The sequence below is a fragment of the Egibacter rhizosphaerae genome (assembly GCF_004322855.1).
Classification (GTDB): domain Bacteria; phylum Actinomycetota; class Nitriliruptoria; order Euzebyales; family Egibacteraceae; genus Egibacter; species Egibacter rhizosphaerae.
Map to the genome: position 1 here is coordinate 2,416,669 of NZ_CP036402.1, position 15,557 is coordinate 2,432,225.

The 15,557-nt window shown below is 72.2% G+C and carries 17 protein-coding genes; 10 read left to right on the forward strand and 7 right to left on the reverse strand.

Going from position 1 to position 15,557, the window contains the following annotated elements; translation table 11 throughout:
- Nucleotides 1-297: 297 nt before the first annotated feature.
- The 4 genes from ER308_RS11275 to ER308_RS11290 all read right to left on the reverse strand — a co-directional run bounded on the left by ER308_RS11275 (nucleotide 298) and on the right by ER308_RS11290 (nucleotide 2,553).
- Nucleotides 298-828 carry a flavodoxin family protein gene (locus ER308_RS11275; RefSeq protein ID WP_131155083.1) on the reverse strand — a complete coding sequence of 177 codons (531 nt, stop codon included), beginning with the start codon at nucleotides 826-828 and terminating at the stop codon, nucleotides 298-300.
- 38 nt (nucleotides 829-866) lie between these two features.
- The gene (gene fdxA / locus ER308_RS11280; RefSeq protein WP_131155084.1) at nucleotides 867-1,202 is read right to left on the reverse strand and encodes a ferredoxin; all 336 of its coding nucleotides are present in this window, start codon (nucleotides 1,200-1,202) and stop codon (nucleotides 867-869) included.
- Between the two features lie 291 nt (nucleotides 1,203-1,493).
- The gene (locus tag ER308_RS11285; protein ID WP_131155085.1) at nucleotides 1,494-1,862 is read right to left on the reverse strand and encodes a hypothetical protein; all 369 of its coding nucleotides are present in this window, start codon (nucleotides 1,860-1,862) and stop codon (nucleotides 1,494-1,496) included.
- 154 nt (nucleotides 1,863-2,016) lie between these two features.
- Nucleotides 2,017-2,553: a GAP family protein gene (locus ER308_RS11290; protein ID WP_165492016.1), complete on the reverse strand. Its 537-nt coding sequence runs from the start codon at nucleotides 2,551-2,553 to the stop codon at nucleotides 2,017-2,019.
- 265 nt (nucleotides 2,554-2,818) lie between these two features.
- Here ER308_RS11290 and ER308_RS11295 point away from each other — a divergent pair, with 265 nt between their 5' ends.
- The 5 genes from ER308_RS11295 (at nucleotide 2,819) to ER308_RS11315 (ending at nucleotide 6,991) form a co-directional block, all read left to right on the forward strand.
- A complete protein-coding gene (locus ER308_RS11295) occupies nucleotides 2,819-3,250 on the forward strand; it encodes a YciI family protein (protein WP_131155087.1) in 432 nt (143 codons plus the stop codon).
- 11 nt (nucleotides 3,251-3,261) lie between these two features.
- Nucleotides 3,262-4,536, forward strand: coding sequence for an RNA polymerase sigma factor (locus tag ER308_RS11300; RefSeq protein WP_131155088.1), 1,275 nt, complete (start codon nucleotides 3,262-3,264; stop codon nucleotides 4,534-4,536).
- Between the two features lie 351 nt (nucleotides 4,537-4,887).
- On the forward strand, nucleotides 4,888-5,571 hold the full coding sequence (locus tag ER308_RS11305; RefSeq protein ID WP_131155089.1) for a DUF2975 domain-containing protein: 684 nt from the start codon (nucleotides 4,888-4,890) through the stop codon (nucleotides 5,569-5,571).
- Nucleotides 5,571-5,828 (forward strand): helix-turn-helix domain-containing protein, encoded by a 258-nt coding sequence (locus tag ER308_RS11310; RefSeq protein ID WP_131155090.1) that lies wholly within the window; start codon nucleotides 5,571-5,573, stop codon nucleotides 5,826-5,828. The genes ER308_RS11305 and ER308_RS11310 overlap by 1 nt, the downstream gene beginning before the upstream one ends.
- A 56-nt stretch (nucleotides 5,829-5,884) precedes the next feature.
- Nucleotides 5,885-6,991 carry a hemolysin family protein gene (locus ER308_RS11315; protein WP_131155091.1) on the forward strand — a complete coding sequence of 369 codons (1,107 nt, stop codon included), beginning with the start codon at nucleotides 5,885-5,887 and terminating at the stop codon, nucleotides 6,989-6,991.
- Here ER308_RS11315 and ER308_RS11320 read toward each other — a convergent pair.
- On the reverse strand, nucleotides 6,897-7,661 hold the full coding sequence (locus ER308_RS11320) for a DUF72 domain-containing protein (protein WP_165492017.1): 765 nt from the start codon (nucleotides 7,659-7,661) through the stop codon (nucleotides 6,897-6,899). The two genes, ER308_RS11315 and ER308_RS11320, sit on opposite strands and share 95 nt — an antisense overlap.
- Before the next feature lie 185 nt (nucleotides 7,662-7,846).
- Here ER308_RS11320 and ER308_RS11325 point away from each other — a divergent pair, with 185 nt between their 5' ends.
- The 4 genes from ER308_RS11325 (at nucleotide 7,847) to ER308_RS11345 (ending at nucleotide 11,992) form a co-directional block, all read left to right on the forward strand.
- Nucleotides 7,847-9,505 carry a LuxR family transcriptional regulator gene (locus ER308_RS11325; protein ID WP_131155093.1) on the forward strand — a complete coding sequence of 553 codons (1,659 nt, stop codon included), beginning with the start codon at nucleotides 7,847-7,849 and terminating at the stop codon, nucleotides 9,503-9,505.
- A gap of 122 nt (nucleotides 9,506-9,627) precedes the next feature.
- A complete protein-coding gene (locus ER308_RS11330) occupies nucleotides 9,628-10,440 on the forward strand; it encodes a class I SAM-dependent methyltransferase (protein ID WP_165492018.1) in 813 nt (270 codons plus the stop codon).
- A 263-nt stretch (nucleotides 10,441-10,703) separates the two neighbouring features.
- Nucleotides 10,704-11,048 (forward strand): ArsR/SmtB family transcription factor, encoded by a 345-nt coding sequence (locus ER308_RS11340; protein ID WP_131155095.1) that lies wholly within the window; start codon nucleotides 10,704-10,706, stop codon nucleotides 11,046-11,048.
- Nucleotides 11,045-11,992 (forward strand): permease, encoded by a 948-nt coding sequence (locus ER308_RS11345; protein ID WP_131155096.1) that lies wholly within the window; start codon nucleotides 11,045-11,047, stop codon nucleotides 11,990-11,992. The genes ER308_RS11340 and ER308_RS11345 overlap by 4 nt, the downstream gene beginning before the upstream one ends.
- A 346-nt stretch (nucleotides 11,993-12,338) precedes the next feature.
- Here ER308_RS11345 and ER308_RS11350 read toward each other — a convergent pair whose 3' ends face one another.
- Together ER308_RS11350 and ER308_RS11355 are read right to left on the reverse strand one after the other, a co-directional pair.
- The gene (locus ER308_RS11350) at nucleotides 12,339-13,100 is read right to left on the reverse strand and encodes a GAF and ANTAR domain-containing protein (protein ID WP_131155097.1); all 762 of its coding nucleotides are present in this window, start codon (nucleotides 13,098-13,100) and stop codon (nucleotides 12,339-12,341) included.
- Nucleotides 13,093-13,398, reverse strand: coding sequence for a hypothetical protein (locus ER308_RS11355; RefSeq protein ID WP_131155098.1), 306 nt, complete (start codon nucleotides 13,396-13,398; stop codon nucleotides 13,093-13,095). The genes ER308_RS11350 and ER308_RS11355 overlap by 8 nt, the downstream gene beginning before the upstream one ends.
- A gap of 526 nt (nucleotides 13,399-13,924) precedes the next feature.
- On the opposite strand from ER308_RS11355, the gene ER308_RS11360 reads away from it, so the two are divergent.
- Nucleotides 13,925-15,484, forward strand: a complete 1,560-nt coding sequence (locus ER308_RS11360) for an HD domain-containing phosphohydrolase (RefSeq protein WP_131155099.1) — start codon at nucleotides 13,925-13,927, stop codon at nucleotides 15,482-15,484.
- Nucleotides 15,485-15,557 lie beyond the last annotated feature (73 nt).

Sequence of the window (15,557 nt, forward strand, 5' to 3'; positions counted from 1 at the left end):
ATCTCGAACGCACCTCCGTGCAAGATCTCGCGCTGGATCGACGAGGACACTTCGGCGCAGCGCGGAACACGCACTCAGCGCACGGAGCCGGTGGTTCGGGTGTGCTCACCGCCGGCATCACACCCCCGACAGGGTCTGAGTCGGGTAACCCGTGGGTGGGGACCGCCCGTGCTCAGCCGATCCGTTGGCGGGGGCCGTGCTCAGCTAATCCGTGGGTGGGGACCGCCCGTGCTCAGCCGATCCGTTGGCGGGGGCCGCCCGAGGCTCAGCTAATCCCTTGGCGGGGACCGCCCGAGGTCAGCCGATCCGTTGGCGGGGGCCGCCCGAGGTCAGCTCCTGGGCGAGGCGCTGACCCCACTGGCGGGCGCGCTCCACCTCCCCCTCGCTGAGCGGACCGGTGGTATCGCCGACGTAGAAGCTGCGCGGCGCGATGCGCCGAAACCCGAGGGCGCGCAGGCGTCGATCGGCGCCGCGTGCTGCCGATCCGGGCACCCGCGGCTTCGCGATGCGCGTGTCGAAGGCGGTCGCGGCGACCTCCCTCGAGAGCTTCGGGAGTGCGTCGAGCCACTCGCGCACGCCGATGCCGGGCGACACGAGCGCCTCGGAAGTCCGCTGCGCAGCGTCCCGCCGGGTGGATTCCCGACTCATCCCGAACGCGTGGGTCGGTCCACCGACGACGAGCAGTTCGACGTCGTCGGGGATCGCGGCGGGGGCGGCCCCGACCTCCTGGATCCGGACCGCCGCACGGTCGGCGAGCCCGGCGGCGATGCCGCGAGCGATCGCCTCGGTGTTGCCGTACATGGACTCGAAGACGACCAGCACGCTCATCCGGCGACCCTTCTCGTCTCGTTACGCAGCCAGTTCCCTCAGGCGGCTTGCGAGGTCCCCCAGGCGGCCACCTTCGGGTGGTCGACGGCCTGGGTCCGACGAGGGTTCCGCCCTCCGGGGCTGCCGAGCCCGGTCACCGCGTCAGCCAAGAACTCGTCGTTGATCGCGATGAACGCGACCCACTCAGCGGGGACGTCGTCCTCGTAGTAGATCGCGTCGACGGGGCAGACGTCGGTGCACGCCTCACAGTCGGTGCACTCGTCGGGGTGGATGTAGAACATCCGCGGACCCTCGTAGATGGCGTGGGCAGGGCATTCGTCGACGCAGGCCGCGTCCTTCACGTCGATGCACGGTGCGGTGATGACGTGGGCCATGGCCGTTCCTCCGGTCGGCGCCGGTGGGTTCGCTGAGAAGCGCCCCACACCGTGCGCGCTGGTCGCCTCGACCCGATGCTTTCCGCCTCCTCCCCCGCGGATACGGCCGGTCGGCCCTGCCGAGCGCGCCATCCGTCCCTGTGGAAGGCTCCAGACGCGCGATCACCGGCATGCGGTGCAGCATGGGCGGCATCCGAGGCCGGTGTCCGGGATGAGCAGCCCCGGGACCAGCCGCCCCGGGACCAGCCGGCCCGGGACGAGCCGCCCCGGGATGCGCTGGCCCCTGGTAGCTCAGAGAACGTCGCAGTCCTCGGCCACGGTGATCCGACGGACGCCCGCCGAACCGCCGCCACGAGTCTCCAGGACCTCCACGGGCACGCGCTGATCAAGGGCCTGCACCCGCCGAAGCCGTGCGCGCAGCTGCTCGGGCGAGGCATCGACGAGGTCGTCGGCAGTCAACACGACGAGCTCGTTGTGTACGCGCACGCGGCTGGCGCCGTCGGTGGTGAGCTCGACCCCGTGTCCGTCGCCGACGAGTCGGACGCGCTCGTCGCACGACACGACGCGCATGATCAAGCGAAGCTGCACCAGCCTCGCGTCGGTGGCGACGCCGGCCTCATGGGCTCGCTGGCCGAGCGTCGGCTCGGGTGGTGTGCTCACGACGGTCCCTTCGCCTGGACGCGCCCGTGCGCGGATCCTTGACGGTACCCAGGGTGCCGCCTCGGTCCACCTCCCCACATGAGGCGGTGGTCCCTGCTTCTACGGGCCGATGGCCCGGATCGTCGTTCGAGTCCGCCACCTGCCGCTGCGGCGTTCACGGTGGCGTGGGGGCCGGAGGTGCCGGGCGGCGGAGGGCCAGTACGGCGTAGGCGCCCATCGCGATGAGGAGCGGGAGCGCGTAGACGAGGTTGAACCAGGCGAGCCAGACGACCTGCTCGCCCATCGTCGGCACACTCGCGGCGATGCGCGCGGCCGCCAGGTGGTATGGCAGGTCGAAGGCGAGGTCGGCCAGCGAGACCACGACCCCGAGCCCGAAGGTCGTCGGCAGCGTGAGCGACGCCGGGGGGCGGAAGCGGGCACCGCCGCGGCGCCACCGCACGATCGCGAGCACGAGGATCGCCGCGATCACGCCCCACTCGATGACGGACCACCATCGCGGCGGGGTGATCGGCACGAAACCCCATCCGACGACGAGGAGCACCCCACCCGCGAAGTGGGTGCCGATCAACCCGGCGACGAACGTCGCCGTGCGCCGGAACGGTTGCTCGGTGCCGAGCAGGTAGACGGCCGCGGCGATGGCCAGCAAGTGCAGGCTGTCCGCGAGGGCGAGGGCGGTCAGGGTGCTGAACAACGGGGCTCCCGTCACGTCGCACGGTCAGCGCAGTGTCGCCCGGGCGCACCCGCTGGCCAAGGGCGTGACCGCTTGGGACGGAGGGTGCTCATGGGCGAGCCCGCGCAGGCCGAGGCCGCCCCCCGGCACGAGACCGCTGTCGACGGGACCGCCGCTGATGCCGCGCTCACACCGAGACATTCCTCGGCGCGTGGTGTCGAATCCGCCGGGAGGTGTTCGACGCACCGGGTGTACGTCGCACACGACCAGAAAGGAAGGCGACGAGATGCGCTTCATGATCATTCGCAAGGCGGATGCCGCCACCGAGGCCGGTGAGCTGCCGACCGAGGACCAGATGGAGGCGATGACCGCGTACAACGAGGAGCTCCTCAAGGCCGGGGTGCTCGCCGGCGGCGAGGGGTTGCAGCCCTCCTCCAAGGGCGCGCGCGTGACGTTCTCCGGAGGGACGCCGTCCGTGGTCGACGGGCCGTTCACGGAGACCAAGGAGCTGATCGCCGGGTTCACGCTGATCGAGGTGCGCTCCCGCGAGGAGGCGATCGAGTGGGTCAAGCGCTGGCCCGAATCCGATGTCGAGCTCGAGCTGCGGCAGGTGTTCGCACCCGAGGACTTCGGCGACGCGTACACGCCCGAGCTCGAGGAGCGAGAGACGCGGATGGCCGAGCAGCTCGATGAACGCTCGGCGGACGAGACGTCGTAGGGGCCCGCCGAATGGCAGGCGGCGACCAGCAGGCGACGCGCGAGACGATCGAGGCCGTCTGGCGCATCGAGTCGGCGAAGTTGGTCGCCGCCTGCGCCCGGATCGTTCGCGACCTGGGCGTTGCCGAGGAGCTGGCGCAGGACGCCCTCGTCGCGGCACTCGAGCAGTGGCCCGACGAGGGGATTCCCTGCAACCCGGCTGCCTGGCTCATGGCGATCGGCCGGCGGCGGGCGATCGATCACGTCCGCCGCAACGACCGGCACGCCCACAAGCTGGCCGAGCTCGGCGCGCAGGCCGCGGTCGCGCCCGACGACGATCCCGAAGCCGACGTCGACGCGCGGCTCGATGGCAGGGTGGACGACGACCTCCTGCGGGTGGTGTTCACCGCCTGCCACCCCGTGCTGCCCACGACGGGGCGGGTCGCGCTGACGCTGCGCCTGGTCGGGGGCCTGACCACCGACGAGATCGCCCGCGCGTACCTCCTCCCGCGGGCGACCGCCGCGCAGCGCATCGTGCGGGCCAAGCGCACGCTCGCCGAGGCACGGGTGCCCTTCGAGCAGCCCTCGCCGTCCGAGCTGCCGGAGCGGCTCGCCTCGGTCCTCGAGGTCGTCTACCTGGTCTTCAACGAGGGGTACGCGGCGACCTCCGGCGACGCCGTCATCCGCGGCGACCTGTGCCACGAGGCACTGCGCCTCGGTCGCATCCTCGGCGAGCTGCTCTCCGAGGAGCCCGAGGTGCACGGCCTGGTCGCGCTGATGGAGTTGCAGGCCTCGCGGCTGCGCGCCCGCGTCGACGGCGCGGGCCGGCCCGTGCTGCTCCACGACCAGAACCGGGCCCACTGGGACCAGCTGCTCATCCGACGCGGACTCGCGGCTCTCGCGCGGGCGGAGGCCCTCGGGGGTGCGCTGGGCCCCTACGGGTTGCAGGCGGCGATCGCGGCCTGCCACGCCACGGCGCGCACGCACGAGGAGACGCCGTGGGAGCGCATCGCCGCGCTCTACGACGCGCTGGCCCAGGTCGCGCCCTCCCCGGTGGTGGAACTGAACCGTGCCGTCGCGCTCGGCCGGGCCTTCGGTCCGGAGGCGGGCCTCGAGATCGTCGATGCGCTCGCCGACGAGCCAGCACTGGCGCGCTACCACCTGCTGCCCAGCGTGCGCGGCGACCTCCTCGAACGTCTCGGTCGTGCCGCGGACGCGCGCGCCGAGTTCGAGCGGGCCGCTGAGCTCACACAGAACGCCCGGGAGCGTGAGCTCTTGCTCGAGCGGGCGGCGAACTGCGTGCGCTGACTCGGAGCGCCTCCGCTGGGTGGTGTCACGGAGACCGCGTCGGCGTCCGTGCCTTCGTGTGCCGTCGTGGTGGCCCGTCGGGCGCCGCCTCCCCCCACGAAAGTCGGCGCCCGACGGCCACCGCGGCCGCGGAAACGGGCCGCTCGGGAGCGAGGACGTGAAGCGTCGGTGCTCCCGGAAGTGTGACGCGTTCGCGGCGCAGAACTCATCGGTGCAATCCCTGAGCGGCATGGGTGATCGTCCCGGCGCGCGGTGGGGACCCGCCCGGCTCACCCGGTGAACCGGAGGTTGCATATCGTTTATCGATACCTTATCGTTATTCGATAAGGCGTCGGGTGGAAGGGGCTGGAGATGTCGGATGAGCAGGTGGGAGGCCGGGACGGGGAAGCGACCGAGCCGGAGGAGCCGACCGAACCGGATGAACCCGTCGAGCCGGTCGGCGGCGGGCGGCTCTTGGCGGGGTTCGTGATGTTCGTGGCCGTCGTGGTGCTCGTCGCCGTGGGAGTCGAGGCCGTGGTGGCGGTCGGGAGCTCGGGCGCCGACGTGGCGGTGGGGGTCGAGGATGTGCTGCTCGACGAGGCCGCCGTCGAGGATGGACTGCCTGACGGAACCCACCTGGAGGCCGATGAGGCGCGCTACCGGCTGGTCGCCGACACGCTCCCCCTCGCACTTCGGCTCCTCACCGTCGCGGGCACCCTCGTCGGCGGCCTGCTGGGCGTGACGGGCGCGTGGCTACTGGCTCAGGTCCTCCGGGACATCGGCTCCGGGCGGCCCTTCACGGGCGCCGCACCGGGTCGCTTGCGCTGGCTGGCCGTGGTCGTGCTCGCGAGCGCGCTCTTCCCCAGGATGCTGGACGGGGCTGCCGCCGCCGCGGTGTTCGACCACCTGGGCATCGCGGAATCGCCGGCGTCGCTGAGCTACACGATCCTGCAGCTGGACGCGGGGTGGCTCCTGCTCGCGGCTGTCCTCATGGTGCTGGCACAAGCGTTCGCGCACGGCCAGCGTCTCGCGCAGGACGTCGAAGGGCTGGTCTGATGCCGCCGGACCACGGCACCGGTGAGCACCGGGTGCGCTGCCACCTCGACGAGCTGCTGGCCGCTCGCGGCATGACCCTCACCGAGCTCGCCGAGCGGGTCGGGGTCACCGTGGTCAACCTGTCGGTGTTGAAGAACAACCGGGCCAAAGCCGTGCGCTTCACGACCCTGACCGCCCTGTGCGAGGCGCTCGCGTGCCAGCCGGGCGACCTCTTCAGCGTCGACCAGCCAGCGACGGACGAGGCGGGGGGTTCGTAGCTCGCTCATGCGCGATCCTGGCACTGAGAGAGCTTCGACGCGAAGGAGCGCCCGTCGTGGACGCCGTCTGGGTGCAGGTGCTGATCGTGGCCGTCCTGGTGCTGATCAACGCGCTGCTGTCGGGCAGCGAGATCGCGCTCATCAGCCTCCGGGAGGGTCAACTGGCCCGTCTCGGTGAGCGCGGTCGGGCCGGCAGTGCGCTCGCGCGGCTGGCCCCCGATCCCAACCGGTTCATGTCCACGGTGCAGATCGGGATCACGCTGACCGGCTTCCTCGCCTCGGCCACCGCGGCCGTGACGCTCGCGGAGCCGCTCGTCGGGCCGCTCGCGCCGCTGGGAGCCGCGGCGCGTCCCACCGCGGTCGTGCTCGTGGTGCTCGCGTTGACGTTCGTCGCCCTCGTCGCCGGCGAGCTGGTCCCCAAACGCTTGGCGATGCAGCGCGCCGAGGCCTGGGGCCTGCTGGCGGCGTGTCCCCTGGCCGTGCTCGCTGCGGTGGCCCGCCCGGTCATCTGGGTGCTCGGCCGCATCACCGACGCGGTCGTGCGGGCGCTCGGTGGTGACCCCACGCTCGATCGGCAGGCCGTGACCGAACAGGAGCTGCGGGACATGGTGGCGGCCCAACCGGACCTGGACGCGCATCGACGGGCCGTCATCGAGGGCGCCTTCGCGGTTGCCGACCGCACGTTGCGGCAGATCCTCGTCGCGCGCCCGGACATCACTGCCCTGCCCGACGACGCGGACGTCAGCGTTGCAGCGCGTCGACTCGTGGAGACCCGCCACTCGCGCGCTCCGGTCTATGCCGGCGACCTCGACCACGTCGTCGGGATCGCGCACCTGCGGGACCTGTACGACGCGACCGGACAGGTCGGCGACGTTGCGCGGCCCCCCGTCGTGCTCCCCGAGACCCTCGGAGCGCTCGGCCGTCGGCGAGGGCCTCGCGCTCGGTGGATGACGCCTCGAGGTGGCGCAAGCGAGTGCCCGCCGCATCCACCGCGTCCACCTGGTCCCGTCGCATCCTCCGGACCCACCGCCGGGCTCCTCCGAGCCCTGACCGCTTGTCCACGCACGCTCAGCTCTCGTCCGGCGACGCCCGCGCGGCCTCCCCGAGCAGGTCGATCAGCGTCTCGGCGTTGCGCGGCGCGTGGCCCTGGTGGTCGTTGTTGAAGAACGCCCACGCCGGTGTGCCCTGATCGGCGACGTCGCGCAACCGTTCGGCCCACGGTTCCAGCTCCTCGCGCGAGTAGTCGTAGCGGTACGGCTCCTCGGGGTCGAGGCCGTGGAAGCGGACATAGACGTGGTCGCCGGTGGCGACGAGCTCGTGTGAGCCGGTGAGGCTCGACGACAGCCACACGTTCGCCACGCCGTGCCGATCGAGCACCTCGTAGGTCTCCTCGTGGAACCAATCGTCGTCGCGGAACTCGACCGCGTAGCGGTGCCCCGTCGGCAGGGCCGTCAGGAACTGGTCCAGACGCTCTGCGTTGCGCCGCCACCTGCCCGGCAGCTGCCACAGGATCGCCGCGGTGCGGTCGAGTACCGGGCCGAGCGGCTCGAAGAACCGCTCGAGGGCCTCGGTCGGCTCGTTGAGCTTCTTCTGGTGGGTGATGAACCGGCTGCCCTTGAGGACGAACTCGAACTCATTCGGTGCGGCGTCCCGCCATTCGGCCACGGTCGACTCGCGTGCGAGGCGGTAGAACGTCGAGTTGACCTCGACGGTGGGGAACCGCGCGGCGTAGTGCGCGAGCCAGCGCCGTTTCGGCACGTCGTCGGGGTAGACGACGCCGCGCCAGTCGTCGTACTGCCAGCCGCTCGTGCCGACCCGGATCTCTCCCGACACGTTCACGCTCCTCGCGATCCTCGCCGGGGCACGGTACCCGGCTTGCCCGCTTCCTCCACCGGTGCCGCGTCGACCGCGGGAGGTCGAGCGGGCGCGTCGGCCAGGGGATCGACGGCACCGGGCCGGTGCGCACACACTGCCGTCAGGGTGGGACAGCCCACCCCCGACGGGAGGGGCCAGCGCGGATGGCCGAGCAGGCCACGGCAGCGGGCGACGAACTGGCGGCCGGGCGCGACGCCTTGGCTCGGGGCGCGTGGGAGCACGCGCGGACATCGTTCGAGTCGGTCCTCGAGCAGGGAGAGAACCCTGCCGCCCTCGAGGGGCTCAGCTGGGTGCATTGGTGGCAGGAGGACCTCGACGCCTGCCTCGCTGCGCGCGATCGCGCGTTCCGGGCGTACCGGGTGACGGGCGACCGGCGAGGCGCTGCGCGCATGGCCCTGTGGGCCGGCGACGATCACCTGTTCTTCCGGGGGGCGGGGGCCGTTGCCGACGGCTGGTTCGCTCGCGCCCGGAAGCTCCTCGACGACCTCCCCGAGTGCCCGGAACACGGGTGGCTGGCGGTGTTCGAGGCGCACGTCCGGCTTCGCGCGGCTGACCTCGAGGCGGCGCGGGGACTCGCCCGCGAGGCGCAGCGGATCGGTCGGGCGCAGGAGGCGGTCGACCTCGAGATGTTCGGCCTCGCCACCGAGGGCACGGTCCGCCTCGAGCAGGGAGCCGTGGATGACGGGCTCCGATGCCTCGACGAGGCGGCTGCCGCCGCGCTCGCCGGCGAGTACGAGCAGCTCGCTCCGGCGGCGTGGGCGTGCTGCCTGCTGCTGTCGGCGTGCGAGGAACTGCGCGACGTCGATCGCGGTGCGCAGTGGTCCCACGAGGTCATCGCACTCGGCCACCGCCTCGGCGGCGGCTTCGTGCTCGGCAACTGCCGTGCGCACCACGGCAGCATCCTCACTCGCTGCGGCCGGTGGGACGAGGCCGAGCGCGAGCTGACGGCCGCGCTGCGCAGCCTCCCCCGTGGCCCGGTGTCGTGGCAGCGCGACGCGGCGGCCCGGCTCGGCGAGCTGCGGCGCCGGCAGGGACGGTACGACGACGCGGCGCGCGCGTTCGAGCAGGCCGGTGAGCACCCGTTGGCACTGGTGGGGCTGGCCGAACTGCGCCTCGGGGACGGCGATGCCGCCGGCGCGGCCGGCCTCGCCGAGCGCGGGCTGCGCCAGACCCCGGCGCACAGTCCCCGCCGCGCGGACGCGCTGGAGGTCGCGATGCGCTGCCGTATTGCGCTGGGCGAGCTCGACACCGCCGCCGGCTACACCGAGCAGTTGCGTGCCATCGCCGAGGTCGTCGCGACCGGTCCCGTGCGAGCGAGCGCCCGCCTCGCCGAGGCGAGGTTGTTCGCTGCACGCGGGGAGTTCGCGGAGGCTGGCGAGCGGTACGCCGACGCCGTGGCGGCGTACGAGGGGGCCAGTGCACCCCTGGAGGCGGCACAGGCGAGGCTCGAGCTCGCGCGAGCGTTCTCGGCGGACTCGCAGGCAGGGCTCGCCGAGGTGGAGGCCCGCCGCGCCCACGCCGAGCTGTCCGGACTGGGCGCCCAGGCGGAGGCCGCTCGGGCCGCGGCGCTCGTCGAGGAGCTTGGCAGTGGTCCGGCGGGCGGCCGACCGGCGCCGCTCACGGCGCGGCAGGTCGAGGTCCTGCGGCTCGCGGCCGAGGGACTCACCGAGCAGGAGATCGCGGCACGGCTCGTCCTGAGCGAGCACACCGTCCACCGCCACCTCGCGAACATCTACACGCGGCTCGGCTGCTCGTCGCGGGCGGCCGCGGTCGCCCGGGCCGGTCGCCTCGGCGTGCTCTGACTCGACAGATGGCCCGATCGGGCCACACACCGTCGCGCCGAGGTTGGCCCGCGCAGGCGAAGCCTTCGGGCGGTGCCTCGCTGACACTCCCGCTCCGTCATCCACGAGCGAGGAGGGTCAGCGTGCAGGAAGTTGCGGACGTCAAGGACGCCGCGCGCTCGGTGTGGGCGCTCGGCGACTACGACGCGATGATGCGCGCCGAGGGGCTCTACGAGGTGGGTGCACGCTTGGTGCGCCGGCTCGGCGTCGCCGCCGGTGAACGGGTCGTCGACGTCGCCTGCGGTACCGGGAACGCCACCCTCCCTGCCGCCCAGGCGGGTGCGCGGGTGACCGGGGTGGACCTCTCACCGGCGATGCTCGAGGGCGCGCGCACCCGCGCCGAGCGCGCCGGGGTGGCCGTCGAGTGGGTCGAGGGCGACGCCGAGGATCTGCCGCTGCCCGACGGGCACGCAGACGTCGTGCTGTCGACGTTCGGCTGCATGTTCGCTCCCCGCCACGAGGTCGTCGCCGACGAGCTCGCGCGGGTGCTCGCCCCCGGCGGGCGGATCGGGCTGTGTGCCTGGACCCCCGACGGGGTGTTCGGCGACTTCTTCCGCACCGTGGCCGGATACCTGCCGCCCGATCCCGAGTTCGTCGACCCGCCGCTCGGATGGGGCGACGAGGGCCGTGTCGCCGAGTTGTTCGAGGGCACCGACGTCACGCTCGGCTTCGCGCGGGAGACGTGGGAGATCGCCCATCCCTCGGTCGAGGCCGCGGTCGCCTGCTACGTCGACAATCTGGGGCCGGTCGTGCAGGCCCGCACGCTCGCCGAGGCCGACGGCCGCTGGCCGGCCCTGCAGGCCGAGCTCAGCGAGTTGTTCGCCGCGCAGACCGCCGACGACGGCCGCGTCGTGTTCCCCGCCGAGTACGTGGTCATCACCGGACAGCGCCGGTGAGCCGCGGCCGCGTGGCGACCGGTACGCATGGTCACCACGCCCTGCACCGGTCACGACCGGTGCAGGGGGTCAAGTGGTCGTGGCGAGATCGAACCGGTCTGCTCCGTAGGGCTCGGCGGTTCCGAACGCGAACACCGTCGTCAGCATCATCCGGTAGGCGTGCCACGGCGGCGGACCCGCTGACGGGCCTTGCCGAGTTGCAGCCTTACATCTATCATCGCCGATTATAGATGTAAGGCAGGCGACCCGAGGAGGGCTCGCGGGTGGAGCGGTCCGAGGCGGAGGAGTACGCGCGCTGGTTCCGTTGCTTGGCGGACGCGACGCGATTGCAGCTGCTGCGTGTCCTTGCCGAGGGCGGGGAGCCGATGACCGTCGGGGAGCTCGTCGAGGCCGTGGGCGTGGGACAGTCTTCGGTCTCCGGTCACGTGCGGCGACTCGCGGCGGACGGGTTCGTGTGGGTGGAGCGTGTCGGCACGGCGACGTACGTGCGGATCAACGAGGACTGCCTGATCGCGCTGCCGGCCGCGGCCGCGGCGATCATGGGCGGTGACCGCGAGAACGACGCACGCGCCGCTGTCGAAGGGGCGGGCCCCGAGGCGGCCTCGTGACTCTGAACATGCGCGGTCTCGCGGCCGAGTTCGGGCTCCTGTTCGTCGAGCTCTTGGTGATGCTCGCGGTGGTCTCGACCGTGCTCGCGTTGGCCGTGCGTTGCACGGGCCTGGGGCGCCTGCAGCGGTGGCTCGGCGGCAGCGCTCGCTCCGCGGCGCTCAAGGGCCTGGGGCTCGGGTTCATCGTGCCGTTCTGCACCTACTCGGCGATCCCGATGCTCGTCGGGATGGTCGACGCCCGTGTGCGCACCGCCACATGGGGCGCCTTCCTGCTGGCTGCGCCGCTGCTCGACCCGATCGTCCTGGCCGTGCTCATCATCCTGTTCGGATGGCAGGCCACGGTCGGCTATACCGCCTTCATCGCCGCGGCCGTCGTCGTGCTCGCGCTCCTCGCCGATGCCGCGGGGGTGGAGCGCTGGCTCCGACCCGCGCCTCGCCGCGTGGGTGCCGGCACCGGGCGAGCGACCGGCGGGTCCGCCGCGGCGGCGTGTGTGGGGGACCCCTTCGTCGATGAACGCCCCTGGCGAGGCCTGCGCCGCGAGATGCCGCTGGCCGGGAAATACGCCTGGGAGCTGGTCCGCGCCTTGGCGGTCCCGATGGCGGTGGCCGTGGCGATCGCCGCGACCATCGTCGGCTTCGTCCCCGACCAGCTCGTCGCTCGACTGGCGGGACCGGACAACCCGCTGGCGGTCCCCGCGGCCGCCGTCCTGGGAGCCCCCTTCTACGTCTCCACCGAGGCGTTCCTGCCGATCGCGTCCGCGCTTCACACCAACGGGATGGGGCTGGGCGCTGCGTTCGCCCTGGTGATCTCCGCCGCTGGCATCAATCTTCCGGAGCTCGCGCTCCTCGCCAGGACCATGCGTCCCCGGCTCCTGTTCGCGTACGCCGCAGCTGTGGTCGGCGCGGCGATGTTCGCGGGCTATCTCGTCCCGCTCGTCGCTTGACTGCCAGCCCGCGGAGCCGATCCCGGCTGCTCGCCCCCACGGACTCTCCGCTCTCGTGTGTCCGGGGTCGGAGGTGAGTGCGCGGTGAAGACCCGCAACCGTTCCCGGGTGGCCGACGCCCACCGGTGGACCGCGAGGTGTGGACGAGTCGGCGCGTCCCACGTGCCGAACCGTCCACGCGCGACTCTGTGAGGGCCAGTCGTCCTCGGGGTGTGGACACGGCCGTCGGGAGGAACCGGTGGTTTGCTCCACACCTCGGTGGAGGCCGCGGCCGTCGGGGCCGGGTGTGGACCACACCGGTGGAAGAGGGGGGCCGTCGTGTCCACACCTGTCGGCTCAACGCGTGTCAGTCGAGCCGCATCGTGCGGTTGACGACGTCGTAGGCGACCTCGGCGAGGGACCGCTGCTGTTCGCCCGCGAAGGCGCGGAGTCGCCTGGCCGCTTCGGTGATAGACACGTCGAGTTGGGAGGAGACCATGCCGGTGGCCTGCTCGATCGCGGCGCGGTCACCGGAGAGATCAGCGATCTGGGCCGGCAGCGATCCCGGTTCGGCCTGCGCCTGCATGGCGAGGACTTGGCGGGCGATCATCGCGGCGAGCAGGCGGGCGTCGTCGGCCTGGTCGTCGTCGAGCCCGCCGGGTGTGTCGCGGTACAGGTTCAGCGCACCGAGCGCAGTGTCGTCGAGTTGCAGGGGGAAGCTGAACAGCGCCTGCATGCCCGCGTCCAGTGCCGCGCGGGCGAGCACCGGCCATACCCGCGCGCCTCGGCCGGCGAGGTCGGGCTCGAGCACGGGCCGGCCGAGGGTGTAGGCGTCGATGCACGGTCCCTCCGCGGCGGCGTTCTGCAACTCCTCGAGTGAGGAGATGCGCTCGTCGGTCGCGTGGATGGTGCCCTGGTGGACGCGATCGGACATCAACATGACGCCGGCACCGGTCACGGGCAACAGGTCCACGGCCGCCCGGCACGCGGCTTGCAGGCGGCCGAACGGACGCGCGTCGCCGTCATGGCTGGCCACCAGGGCGTAGATGCGATCGAGGCGGTCAGGCTCGTCGGGGACACCGGAGCCGTCCAAGTGCCGGTCGGGTCCACGGCCAGCGCCGTCACTCACGTGCGGGTTCCAGTTCCTCGACCTGTACTCCGCCCTGGAAACACTCGACGCTCGGCCCCTGTTGGCGGGCCAACTCGTGCAGCTCCATCAGCCGCGCAGGCTCGTCCGTGGAGGCCAGGAGCTGCAGCTCGCCTCGACGGTTGGACAGCATCACGCCGCCGGCTTCGGCTTCCAGCACGTTGGCGGATCGATGGAGCAGTAGGTCGAGGTGCTCCAGCAGGTCGTATTCCGAGACCAGCGTATCCGCCAGTTGGATGAGCGTGGCCGACACCGCGGCCTGTCGGTCCGTTGCCGTCATCCGACCTGCTCCGGGACGGAGGACTGCCGGCCTGGTCCCGCCAACGCTCGGCGTGCTCGCGACCCGACCACACCTTCGAATGTCTGTAGTGCAACACATCGCCCCTGGGAGGGAGTCGGGGAGCTTCCGGCTGGGTGTCGATCCCGGGCCGGTGGCCCAACGAACGAGGAGCGCAATCCGAGAGGGGAGCCTCTCCAGGTACTCGGTGCACCGGGTATCCGGGCAACGCACCGTCCGCAATGTCTGGAGACGGACTCGACGGGTCCGACCGTAGCCGAGACGTGACTACGGGACCTATTACGTACAATCAACAAGCTAGCCGTCAGACAGTGACCTATCAACTCGCCGCGAATACCGCATCGAGGAGCACGTTCGCGACGAACACTCGACGTGCCTTGGCTCCTGGAGCCGATGATCGAACGCTGCGGCTTCGGATCGAGCGCGTCGAGTGCTCGCCCGACAGCTTCTGCGGCAAGTATCTCGCACGTGCCCGTGACCCTGGGCGCGATCAGGCCAGGATGGAGCTGTGGAACTCGGAACCGTGCGGCTGGCGGACCTGGTGGCCGGGTTGTCCCGCCTGGCCGATCTCGGCTTCGGTCTGCAGGCGGGCGAATCGTTGCGCGCGTCCGCACTCGCCGCCGCGCTCGCCCGCTCGCTCGACCTGCGGGCAGACGACGTGCGGGCCGCGCTCTACACCGCGTTGCTATTCCACATCGGCTGCGTCGGCTACGCGCACGAGACCGCGCGGCGGTTCGGTGATGAGCACGTCGTGCACCTCGCCGGGGAGCGCACGAACGTCGCCTCCCCACGTGACGTCGCCACCACCCTCGTACCGGCGCTGACACGCAACCGCTCCGCGCGTGAGCAACTCCGGATCGCAGCGTTCCTGCTCGCCCGCGGGCCGCGCTTCGGCCGCGCGTTCGACACCGCCTCCTGCGAGGTCGGACGAGAGGCCGCACGCCGCCTACGGCTGCCGACGGAGGTGCAACGAGGCGTCTACCATTCCTCCGAGTGGTGGAACGGCAGGGGCGCCCCGGAAGGACTCGCGGGCGAGGACATCCCGGTGGGTGCCCGGGTAGCGCAGCTCAGCCACACCGCGGTGCTGTTCGATACCCTCGGGGGGCCCGATCTCGTGGTCGAGGCGGTCCGCGAACGCGCTGGCGGCATCCTCGACCCCACCATGGTCGAGCATCTCGCGCGTCGTGCCGCACCGATGCTCGGCGAGCTCGATGCCGTCGACCCCCTGCAACTGGTGCGGGAGGCCGAACCGCGGCCGACGGCGACGCGGTCGAGTGCGGAGCTCATCGAAGTCGCGGCGGTGTTCGGCGATCTCGCCGACCTGAAGACGCCCTTCACACATGGCCACGCCAGCGGGGTCGCGGCGCTGGCGCGCACCGCGGGCGAGCGGCTGCGGCTCGGATCCTCCGAGGCCGCCGACCTCGAGGCGGCCGCCCACCTGCACGACGTCGGGCGCGTGGCGATCTCGAACAACCTCTGGGAGAAGCCCGGGCCGCTGACCGCGCACGAGTGGGAGCAGGTCCGCCTGCACGCGTACCACTCGGAGCGCATCGTCACGGCCTCCCAGCCGCTCGCCGCCCTCGCCCCGATCGTCGGCATGCACCACGAGCGCTGTGACGCTAGCGGGTATCACCGCGCCTGCGGGCCCGCGGCGCAGCCACTGGCCGCCCGTGTGCTCGCCGCCGCGGACGTGTACCAGGCGATGACCCAGTCGCGACCACACCGCTCGGCGTGGGCTCCCGAGCAGGCAGAGCAGCGATTGCGTGTCGAGGCCCGCGCCGGCCGGCTCGACGCGGACGCGGTCGCGGCCGTGCTGTCGGCGGCCGGCCACGACGCGGTGGTCGGCGGGCGGCGACCGGGTGGCCTCACCGACCGGGAGGTCGAGGTGCTCGCGCTCGTCGCCGAGGGCTGCACGAATGCAGGGGTGGCCGAGCGCCTCGTGATCTCGCGCCGCACGGCCGAGCAGCACCTGCAGCACGTCTACCGCAAGCTCGGCGTCTCGAGTCGGGCCGCGGCGGCGCTGTTCGCGATGGAGCACCACCTTCTCCCCCGCCCCAAGGATCAGTAATTCTACGAATGTGCTCCGGGAAGCCGCCCCGCACGCTCCTCGTCGACGGTACCTCGCCCACCAAGGAGCACTC

Excerpts from the sequence above, each read along its gene's own strand:
- ER308_RS11275 (WP_131155083.1), bottom strand. The coding sequence starts at position 828 with ATGAGCGTGCTGGTCGTCTTCGAGTCCATGTACGGCAACACCGAGGCG.
- fdxA (WP_131155084.1), bottom strand. The coding sequence starts at position 1,202 with ATGGCCCACGTCATCACCGCACCGTGCATCGACGTGAAGGACGCGGCC.
- ER308_RS11295 (WP_131155087.1), top strand. The coding sequence starts at position 2,819 with ATGCGCTTCATGATCATTCGCAAGGCGGATGCCGCCACCGAGGCCGGT.
- ER308_RS11300 (WP_131155088.1), top strand. The coding sequence starts at position 3,262 with ATGGCAGGCGGCGACCAGCAGGCGACGCGCGAGACGATCGAGGCCGTC.
- ER308_RS11305 (WP_131155089.1), top strand. The coding sequence starts at position 4,888 with ATGTCGGATGAGCAGGTGGGAGGCCGGGACGGGGAAGCGACCGAGCCG.
- ER308_RS11310 (WP_131155090.1), top strand. The coding sequence starts at position 5,571 with ATGCCGCCGGACCACGGCACCGGTGAGCACCGGGTGCGCTGCCACCTC.
- ER308_RS11325 (WP_131155093.1), top strand. The coding sequence starts at position 7,847 with ATGGCCGAGCAGGCCACGGCAGCGGGCGACGAACTGGCGGCCGGGCGC.
- ER308_RS11355 (WP_131155098.1), bottom strand. The coding sequence starts at position 13,398 with ATGACGGCAACGGACCGACAGGCCGCGGTGTCGGCCACGCTCATCCAA.